This is a genomic window from Ramlibacter sp., assembly GCF_036676645.1.
GTDB lineage: Bacteria > Pseudomonadota > Gammaproteobacteria > Burkholderiales > Burkholderiaceae_C > Ramlibacter.
Genome location: NZ_JAKFCM010000012.1, coordinates 1 through 10,087, shown reverse-complemented (window position 1 = coordinate 10,087; position 10,087 = coordinate 1). Strand labels below are relative to the sequence as shown.

Genomic DNA, 10,087 nt, shown 5'->3' with positions numbered 1-10,087 from the left:
TCCAAGCTTGTGCGCTCTGAAGACGGCTGCGGCGCCAACTGTTTCATGAAGGGCCTCTACTCATCGCCATGGATGAGTAGAGGATACCTCAAGAGCCTTGATTTATGTTAGCGCTAATGGGCGAACGCCGGGATCCATCTCCTGCTCTCTGATCAGCCGATGCGCGTGTTCAGCGCGCGGGTGATGGATTGCGGGGCAGGCCCGCAATGACATGCTGCTTGTCATCCCGGCGAACGCCGGGACCCATCTCCTGCTCTCTGATCAGCCGATGCGCGTGTTCGGCGCGCGGGTGATGGATTGCGGGGCAAGCCCGCAATGACACAGCTTGGGCCCGCAATGACAGAGTAACGGCACAAAGCTCTAGCATTCACCCCCATGCTCCCCGGTGAACTCAAGCCCATCCTGACGGCGATCGTGATGCCGCCGGCCTCGCCATTGCTGCTGGCGCTGCTCGGCGTGCTGGTGGCGGCGCGGCGGCGGGTGCGCACCGGGGTGGCCATCGCCGTCCTCGGCATCGCGGCGCTGTGGCTGCTGAGCTGCTACGCAGTGGCCGCGTGGCTGGCGCAGTCGGTGCTGCCGCAGGCCGCGCCGATCCGGCCGGCGCAGCTCGCGCAGGCACAGGCGATCGTCGTGCTCGGCGGCGGCATCGCGGCGCAGGCGCCCGAATACGGCGCCGCCCAGCCCAACAGCTACACCCTGGCGCGACTGCGCTACGGCGCCACGCTCGCCCGCCGCACCGGCAAGCCGCTCGCCTTCGCCGGTGGCGTGGGCTGGGCCGCCGGCGCCGATTTCCCGAGCGAAGCCGAGGTCGCCCGCCGCACGCTGCAGGAGTTCGGCGTCGACCTGCGCTGGGCCGACGGGGAATCGCGCGACACCGCGGAGAACGCCCGGCGGATGCGCGAGCTGCTGGCGCGTGAGCGCATCGCCCGCGTCGCGCTCGTCACGGACGCCTGGCACATGCCACGCGCCCGGCTGGAATTCGAGGGTGCCGGGTTCACGGTGCTGCCCGCGCCCATGGGGTTTCCTGCTGCGCAGACGCGCGTACTGCTGACCTGGCTGCCTTCGACCGAAGGCTTGACGCTGTCGAAGCAGGTGCTGCGCGAGGCGCTGGGGATGTGGGTGGCGCGGGGATCTGCGGCTGTGGCGCGGTGGTCTTGAAGCGCCTGCCGGAGGCGGTGATCACCGGCGTACTGAATGCACGGTCGCGTACGCAGAGCGCGGGAGATGGTTCCCGGCGTTCGCCGGGATGACATTGGGACGCCGGGACGACACGGCCTGCCTTCTTGACCTGCCGCAAATTTCCCTTTCGCAGCAGCGGTTTAGCCTCGCCCAACCCCCACCGCAAGCTTGACGCTCAACCCCTTCCCTATTACATTACTAACCGGTCAGTCAGTAATTCATGCCTCCCGCCAAGCCCTCCATCGCCCCGCTCGACCCCGCCGACGAGAGCGGCGTCAAGCGCGAGCGCCGCAAGCAGGCCCGCCCCGGCGAGCTGCTCGACGCCGCGCTCGACCTGTTCGTCGAGAAAGGCTTCGCCGCCACCCGCTCGGAGGAAGTGGCGGCGCGCGCGGGCGTGTCCAAGGGCACGCTGTTCCTCTACTTCCCCAGCAAGGAAGAACTGTTCAAGGCGGTGGTGCGCGAGAACGTGTCGGGCCGCTTCGCCGAGTGGCACGACGAGTTCGAGGCCTTCCAGGGCTCGACGCCCGACATGGTGCGCTACTGCCTGCAGGTGTGGTGGGACCGGCTCGGCGCCACCCGCGCATCGGGCATCACCAAGCTGATGATCAGCGAGGCGCGCAACTTCCCCGAACTGGCCGCCTTCTACCAGCGCGAGGTGATCCGCCCCGGCAACGAGCTGATCCGGCGCATCCTGCAGCGCGGCATCGATCGCGGCGAGTTCAAGCCGCTCGACCTGGACTACGCCGTCTATTCGATCATCGCGCCCATGGTCCACCTGATCATGATGAAGCACTCGCTGGCGCCCTGCGCCCCGCAGGACTACGCCATCGATCCGCAGCGCTACCTGCAGTGCGTGGCCGACACCCTGCTCACGGGCATCTGCAAGCCGGCCGCGCCCGCGCCGGGCAGGAAATGACGCGCCGCGCGGTCCAGTGGGTCGTCGCGGCCCTCGTGCTGCTGCTCGTCGCCGGGGCGGCGCTACGCCTGGTTGCCGCGCGCAAGGAGCGCGCCGCCGCCGAGCCGGTCGCCAAGGCGCAGGCGGTGGCGGAACTGGCGGCCACCGACGTGCTCAAGGCGCGATCGGTGCAGCTGTCGCAGGGCCTGCCGGTGTCCGGCTCGCTGAAGGCGGTGAACTCCGCGCTGGTGAAGGCGCGCGTGGCGGGCGAGCTGCAGGGGCTGACGCTGCGCGAAGGCGATGCGGTGCGGGCCGGCCAGGTGGTCGCGCGCATCGACGCCATCGAATACCAGGCGCGCCTGCGCCAGGCCAGCGAGCAGGCGGCCGCGGCCCAGGCGCAGATCGACATCGCCCAGCGCCAGTGGGACAACAACAAGGCGCTGGTGGACCAGGGCTTCATCTCGAAGACGGCGCTGGACACCTCGCTGAACAACCTGGACGCGGCGCGCTCCACGCACCGGGCGGCGCTGGCGGCGGCCGACATGGCGCGCAAGACGCTGGACGACACGGTGCTGCGTGCGCCGATCGCCGGCGTGGTGTCACAGCGGCTGGCGCAGCCGGGCGAGCGGGTCGGCGTCGATGCGCGCGTGCTGGAGATCGTCGACCTGTCGCGGCTGGAGCTGGAGGCGACGCTGAGCGCGGCGGATTCGGTGCAGGTGCGGGTGGGGCAGGCGGCCGAGCTGCAGGTCGAAGGGTTGGCCCAGCCGGTGGCGGCGCGCGTGGTGCGCATCAACCCCAGCGCGCAGGCCGGCAGCCGCAGCGTGCCGGTCTACCTGGCGCTGCAGGATGCGGCCGGGCTGCGGCAGGGCCTGTTCGCGCAGGGCCGGCTGGTGGTCGGCAGCGCCAGCGGCCTGGCCGTGCCGCTGGCCGCGGTGCGCACGGACAAGCCGGCGCCTTATGTGCAGCTGGTGGAGAACGGGCAGGTGGCGCACAAGGGCGTCACGCCGGGTGCGCGCGGGGAAGTGGACGGCGAGAGCTGGGTCGCGGTGGACGGCGTGGCCGAAGGCGCGGTGGTGATCAAGGGTGCGGTGGGGCAGCTGAGAGTGGGCACACCGGTGAGATTCACGGGGGTGGATGCGGTGGGCGGAGAAGGAGTGCGACGTGCGGCGCCGTGAACGCAGTTCCTGTCATCCACCGGTCGCATTCATCCCGCAGTTGCATGTCAGGCTGCCTCTGCGTGTCATCCCGCAACTCATGTCATCCCGACGTGTCATTCCGACAATTCATGTCATTCCGGCATTCATGTCATCCGGGCATTCATGTCATGGGCATGTCATCCCGGCGAAAGCCGGGATCCATCACCTGCGCCCGGCACGCCACCACGCGTGTTCGGCGAGCGGGAGATGGATTGCGGCTCAAGCCCGCAATGACATGAGCGGGGCAGCCCTAGCCCCTAGCCCCTAGCCCCTCCAGCAAGCATGTGGTTCACCCGCGTCAGCCTGAAGAACCCCGTCTTCGCCACCATGCTCATGCTGGCGCTGGTGGTGCTCGGGCTGTTTTCGCTGCAGCGCCTGAAGGTCGACCAGTTTCCCAACATCGACTTCCCGGTCGTGGTGGTGCAGACCGAGTACCCCGGCGCCTCGCCGGAGGTGGTGGAGAGCGAGGTCACGCGCAAGATCGAGGAGGCCGTCAACTCGATCGCCGGCATCAACGCGCTCACCTCGCGCAGCTACGAGAACCAGTCGCTGGTCATCATCGAGTTCCAGCTCCACCTGGACGGCCGCAAGGCGGCGGAGGACGTGCGCGAGAAGGTGGCGGCGATCCGGCAGACCTTCCGCGACGAGGTCAAGGAGCCGCGCGTGCTGCGCTTCGATCCGGCCAGCCGGCCGATCTGGTCGGTGGCGGTGCTGCCCGACGACCAAGGACAACAAGCCGGTGAGCCGGCCGCGCGACCCGGCCCCTCGGCGAATCCAGGCCCCACGAGCCCCGCTGCCTCCGCCAACCCAACCCCAACCAGACCCTCTCGCCCTCCCTCCCCCGTCGAACTGACCAACTGGGCCGACCAGGTCCTCAAGAAGCGGCTGGAGAACGTGCGCGGCGTCGGCTCGGTCACGCTGGTGGGCGGCAGCAAGCGCGAGATCAACCTCTACCTCGATCCGCAGGCGCTGGAAGCCTTCGGCATCACGCCCGAGCAGGTGGTGGCCGCGGTGCGCAACGAGAACCAGGACCTGCCGGTCGGCGCGATCCGCTCGCTGGCGCAGGAGCGCGTGGTGCAGATCGACGCCCGCATGCAGCGCCCGGAAGACTTCGGCCGCATCATCGTCGCGCGCAAATCATCAGGAGCCGCCGGACAAGCCGGCGGGAGCGCCCCGGTGCGCCTGGAGCAGGTGGCGCGCGTGTCCGACGGCGCGCAGGAAGTCGAGAGCCTGGCCCTCTACAACGGCCAGCGCACGCTGCTGCTGTCGGTGCAGAAGTCGCAGGACGAGAACACCATCGCCGTCACCGACGGCCTGGCCAGGACCCTGGACGAGATGAAGGCCGAGCTGCCTCCGGGCGTACGGCTGGAGCCGATCCAGGATGCCTCGCGCCCGATCCGCGTGGCCGTGCAGAACGTGCGCCAGACGCTGCTGGAAGGCGCCGCCCTCACGGTGCTGATCGTCTTCCTGTTCCTGAACTCCTGGCGCTCCACCGTCATCACCGGCCTGACGCTGCCGATCGCGCTGATCGGCACCTTCCTGTTCATGCACGCCTTCGGCTTCACCATCAACATGATCACGCTGATGGCGCTGTCGCTGTGCGTGGGCCTGCTGATCGACGACGCGATCGTGGTGCGCGAGAACATCGTGCGCCACGTGCAGATGGGCAAGGGCCCCTACCAGGCCTCGCTGGAGGGCACGCAGGAGATCGGGCTGGCGGTGCTGGCCACCACCTTCTCCATCGTCGCGGTGTTCCTGCCGATCGGCTTCATGGGCGGCATCATCGGCAAGTTCTTCCACGAGTTCGGCATCACCATCGTGGCGGCGGTGCTGATCTCGATGTTCGTCAGCTTCACGCTCGACCCCATGCTGTCCTCGATCTGGCACGACCCCGAGATCGACCAGCACGGCCAGCCGCGCGAGCGCCGCACGCTGTACGACCGCACCATCGGCCGCGTGACTGGTGCGTTCGACAGCGGCACCGAGCAGCTCGCCCAGGCCTACCAGGGCCTGCTGCGCTGGGCGCTGCAGCACAAGCTGGCCACGCTGGGCGCCGCCGCCGGCATCTTCGTCGCCAGCGTGCTGATGCTGCCGCTGCTGGGCACCGAGTTCGTGCCCAAGGCCGACTACTCCGAGACCTCGGTCAGCTTCCACACGCCGGTGGGCTCCTCGCTCGAAGTCACCGAGGCCAAGGCGCGCCAGGTCGAGGCCATCCTGCGCGAGCTGCCGGAGGTACAGTACACGCTGTCGACCATCAACACCGGCGCCGCGCAGGGCAAGATCCAGGCGTCGGTCTACGTGCGGCTGGTGGACCGCGAGCAGCGCCAGCGCAGCGTCGACCAGCTCTCCGGCGTGCTGCGCCAGCGGCTGCTGCAGGTGCCCGGCATCACCGTCACGCACGTCGGCCTGGTCGACGCGGTGGGCGGCAACAAGCAGGTGGAGTTTTCCATCCTCGGCCCCGACCAGCAGGAGCTGGAGCGGCTGGCGCGGCTGGTGATGGAGCGCATCCGCGGCACGCCCGGGCTGGTGGACCTGGACTCCAGCGTCAAGGACGACAAGCCCACCATCGAGGTGCAGGTGCGGCGCGACGCCGCCTCCGACCTGGGCCTGTCGGTCGGCCAGATCGCGGCCTCGCTGCGCACCCTGGTGGCCGGGCAGACGGTGGGCAACTGGCGCGCGCCCGACGACCAGACCTACGACGTCAACGTGCGGCTGGCACCCGATGCGCGGGTGGCGCCGCAGCAGCTGGACCGACTGCCCTTCGCCACCGGCCAGAACGCCGACGGCAGCGCGCGCATCGTGCGGCTGGGCCAGGTGGCGCAGGTGCGCGAAGGCACGGGGCCCAACCAGGTCAACCGGCGCGACCTGACGCGCGAGGTGGCGATCAACGCCAACACGCACGACCGCGCCGCGGGCGAGGTGTCGGCCGACATCCGCAGGCAACTGGAAGCCATCGCCTTCCCGCCCGGCTACCGCTGGCAGTTCAGCGGCTCGGCCAAGAACATGGCGGAATCGTTCTCGTACGCCGTCTCCGCGCTGGCGATGGCGGTGATCTTCATCTACATGATCCTGGCCAGCCAGTTCAAGAGCTTTTTGCAGCCGCTGGCGCTGATGACATCCCTGCCGCTGACGCTGATCGGCGTGGTGCTGGCGCTGATGCTGTTCGGCTCGACGATCTCGATGTTCTCCATCATCGGCATCGTGATGCTGATGGGGCTGGTGACCAAGAACGCCATCCTGCTGGTGGACTTCGCCAACCGGGCCCGGCAACGGACGATTTCCGAGGACGGCAGCGAGGTGCCGGGGCTGGAGCGCGCCGAGGCGTTGCTGCTGGCGGCGCGGGTGCGGCTGCGGCCCATCCTGATGACCACGCTGGCGATGATCTTCGGCATGGTGCCGCTGGCGTTCGCGCTGAGCGAGGGCTCCGAGCAGCGCGCGCCCATGGGCCAGGCGGTGATCGGCGGGGTGATCACTTCGTCGCTGCTGACGCTGGTGGTGGTGCCGGTGGTGTATTGCTACCTGGATGATTTTGCGGGGTGGCTGCGGCGAAGAGCGGGTGGGCATACCGCACCGCCGCACGTGTTCAACGCACAGGTGATGGATGGCGGGTCAAGCCCGCAATGACACCCAATGTGTGCCCCACCGCCCGGTTTCCTAGAATTCCCCATCCGCCCCCAGCCCCCTTCCCAGAGACCCAGCCCCCCGCCCCCCGAGAACAACCATGACCCCCCTTCCCCTCCTCGAAACCCTCCGCTTCAACATGATCGAGCAGCAGATCCGCCCCTGGGACGTGCTCGACGAGCAGGTCCTGGCACTGCTGGCCCAGGTGCGGCGCGAGGAGTTCGTGCCGCCCGAGCACAAGGCGCTGGCCTTCGTGGACATGATGATCCCGCTGCGCGGCACCTTCGACGAGGCGCTGCAGCTCGGCCAGGTGATGCTGGAGCCCAAGGTCGAGGCCCGCCTGGTGCAGGACGTGAAGCTCGAAGGCCACGAAAAGGTGCTGGAGATCGGCACCGGCTCCGGCTACGTCGCCGCGCTGCTGGCCGCCCGCGCCCAGCGCGTGATCTCGGTGGAGATCGAGCCCGAGCTGGTGCGCATGGCCCGCAACAACCTGCACCTGGCCGGCGTGCACAACGCCGAGGTGCGCGAGGGCGACGGCTCGCGCGGGCTGGCCGCCGAAGGCCCGTTCGACGTCATCCTGCTCAGCGGCTCGGTGGCCGAGGTGCCCGAAGCGCTGCTGCAGCAACTGAAGATCGGCGGCCGGCTGGCCGCCATCGTCGGCGACGAGCCGGTGATGCGCGCCACCTTCCTCACCCGCACCGGCGAATCCAGCTTCACCACCGCCCAGCCCTGGGACACGGTGGCGCCGCGCCTGCTGCACTTCCCGGCGCCCTCGCGCTTCAAGTTCTGATGATCGACCAGGTCCGCCCCACCGACCTCGACGCCTGGCTGGCCGCGCAGGGCGGCCGCGGCGTCGTGCTGGACGTGCGCGAAGCGCCCGAACTGCGCGCCGCCAGCATCCCCCCGCAACCCGGCTTCGAGCTCGTCGCCATCCCCATGAACGAGATCCCGGCCCGCCTCGGCGAGCTGGACGCGGGCAAGCCCGTGGCCTGCCTGTGCCACCACGGCGCGCGCAGCCAGCGGGTGGGGATGTTCCTGGCCGGCAACGGCTTCGAGCACGTGGCCAACATCGCCGGCGGCATCGACGCCTGGTCGCGCGAGCGAGACCCCAGCGTGCCGCTGTACTGAGCGGCGCACGGCCGAACCGAACCCCCAAGACAACAGCAACAGCAAGGACCGGACGCATGACTGCTTCGCGGCGACTTCCTCTGGCGGCGGCCCTGCTCGCCGCGTTCGCGGCCGGCCCGGTGGCTGCACAGAGCCTGCTGGAGCTGTACGAATCGGCCCGCGCGCACGACGCCGCCTGGCAAGCGGCCAAGGCGCAGTTCGACGCCAACCTGGCGCGCGCCGAGCAGGCCCGCGCCGGCATCCTGCCCAGCGCCAACCTGGCGGCCGGCGTCAGCCGCTCCAGCCTGGACGTCGACGTCCCGCCCACCGACCGCAGCTTCGGCACCCAGACGGCCAGCATCGCCGCCTCGCAGCCGCTGTACCGGCCGGCCAACTGGGCCACCTACCAGCAGGGGCTGCTGCAGACCGAGCTGGCGCAGGCGCAGCTGACCACCGCCTCGCAGGACCTGATCGTGCGCGTCAGCCAGGCCTACTTCGACGTGCTGGCCGCGCAGGACACGCTGGCCTTCGTGCGCGCGCAGAAGACCGCGGTGGCCGAGCAGCTGGCCTCGGCCAAGCGCAACTTCGAGGTCGGCACCGCCACCATCACCGACACGCGCGAGGCGCAGGCCCGCTTCGACCTCGTCACCGCCCAGGAGATCCAGGCCGAGAACGACCTGCGCGTGCGCCGGCTGGCGCTGGAGACATTGACCGGCAAGCCCGATGCGCAGCCCGCGCCCGTGGCCGCGCCGCTCGAAGTGCCGGCGCCCGAGCCGGGCAATGTGGAAGCCTGGGTGTCGCAGGCCGAGGCCGCCAGCCCCGCCATCCAGCAGGCCCGCACCGCGCTGGACATCGCCGAGTGGGAGATCGAGAAGGCCAAGGCCGGCCACAAGCCCACGCTGGACCTCACGGCCAGCTACGGCGTGCAGCGCAACCTGGGCGGCAGCACCACCAGCACCCTGGACAACCGCAGCAACGTGGGCCAGCTGGGCGTGACCTTCAACCTGCCACTGTTCGCCGGCTTCGCCACCCAGAACCGCATCCGCGAGACCCTGTCGCTGGAAGAAAAGGCCCGCGCCGACCTGGAAGCTGCGCGCCGCAACGTGGCCCAGGCCACCCGCACCGCCTACTTCGGCGTGATCTCCGGCCAGGGCCAGGTGCGCGCGCTGGAAGCCGCCGAGGCGTCCAGCCAACTGGCGCTGGACGCCAACCGCCTGGGCTACCAGGTGGGCGTGCGCATCAACATCGACGTGCTGAACGCGCAGAGCCAGTTGTTCCAGACCAAGCGGGATCTGGCGCAGGCGCGATACAACGTGCTGCTGGGCCACCTGCGGCTGCGGCAGGCCAACGGCACGCTGGCGCCGGAGGATCTGGCGCGGTTGAATGCGCTGGTGGTGAAGTAGGGCCCACTGATGTCATTGCCGGCTTGACCCGCAATCCATCTCCCGAGCGCCGAACACGCGCTGCTGGTGTTCAGAGAGCAGGAGATGGTTCCCGGCGTTCGCCAGGCGAACGCCGGGATGACATCGCTGCTGGAACGCCGCCACAAGAAAAAAGCTCCGCATCGCGGGGCTTTTTTCGATCGAGCAGCCGCCGGCTGAGTACCAGTTGCACGTTGGTATGCACCGGGAGACTCCGCGGTCTGGCCACTGGTGTCAGCGCGCAGCTCACACGGGGTCACCGTAATGGTCTTGCCGGGGCCCGAAGGATGGTTAGCCGGCGAAGGTCGAATCGCCTGGATTGGAGCCCATCTTGAAAATGCAAGAGACCTTGCGGCGGGTTGTTCACGTCGCCGGGCACGTACTGGCGGCCGCCTTTCCAGGATGCATGGAGTCGGACGGGGGCGAGCCTCGCGGCGTCACGAGGGCGTCGCCGGCCGTCCGTGCACGAACACACCCTCCGTTCTATTTTTTATTGCAATGACATTTGTCAGCCCATAGCATGGCCCCAACAACAAGTTGGAAGGCAAGCGTGCTGGAGCAGACCGACAAGCAGCGGCTCGAGATCCAGGAACTGATCCTGGAGCGGCTGGCCGACCTGCTGCAGGTCAACCCGCAGGTCGCCGCCATCTCGCTGGCGACCACCTCGC

At 69.4% G+C, this 10,087-nt stretch carries 7 protein-coding genes; all 7 read left to right on the top strand.

From position 1 onward, the window contains the following. Positions 1–375: 375 nt before the first annotated feature. The 7 genes from V6M57_RS01465 to V6M57_RS01435 all read left to right on the top strand — a co-directional run bounded on the left by V6M57_RS01465 (position 376) and on the right by V6M57_RS01435 (position 9,401). On the top strand, positions 376–1,158 hold the full coding sequence (locus V6M57_RS01465; protein ID WP_332813203.1) for a YdcF family protein: 783 nt from the start codon (positions 376–378) through the stop codon (positions 1,156–1,158). A gap of 241 nt (positions 1,159–1,399) precedes the next feature. Next, positions 1,400–2,095, top strand: a complete 696-nt coding sequence (locus V6M57_RS01460; protein ID WP_332813202.1) for a TetR/AcrR family transcriptional regulator — start codon at positions 1,400–1,402, stop codon at positions 2,093–2,095. Further along, a complete protein-coding gene (locus V6M57_RS01455) occupies positions 2,092–3,249 on the top strand; it encodes an efflux RND transporter periplasmic adaptor subunit (RefSeq protein ID WP_332813201.1) in 1,158 nt (385 codons plus the stop codon). Before V6M57_RS01460 ends, V6M57_RS01455 begins: the two co-directional genes overlap by 4 nt. A gap of 303 nt (positions 3,250–3,552) precedes the next feature. Next, positions 3,553–6,894, top strand: a complete 3,342-nt coding sequence (locus V6M57_RS01450) for an efflux RND transporter permease subunit (protein ID WP_332813200.1) — start codon at positions 3,553–3,555, stop codon at positions 6,892–6,894. A gap of 97 nt (positions 6,895–6,991) precedes the next feature. Then, complete coding sequence (locus tag V6M57_RS01445) at positions 6,992–7,681, top strand: protein-L-isoaspartate O-methyltransferase family protein (RefSeq protein ID WP_332813199.1); 690 nt, start codon at positions 6,992–6,994, stop codon at positions 7,679–7,681. Further along, a complete protein-coding gene (locus V6M57_RS01440) occupies positions 7,681–8,019 on the top strand; it encodes a rhodanese-like domain-containing protein (RefSeq protein ID WP_332813198.1) in 339 nt (112 codons plus the stop codon). Before V6M57_RS01445 ends, V6M57_RS01440 begins: the two co-directional genes overlap by 1 nt. A gap of 56 nt (positions 8,020–8,075) precedes the next feature. Next, positions 8,076–9,401: a TolC family outer membrane protein gene (locus V6M57_RS01435; protein WP_332813197.1), complete on the top strand. Its 1,326-nt coding sequence runs from the start codon at positions 8,076–8,078 to the stop codon at positions 9,399–9,401. Positions 9,402–10,087 lie beyond the last annotated feature (686 nt).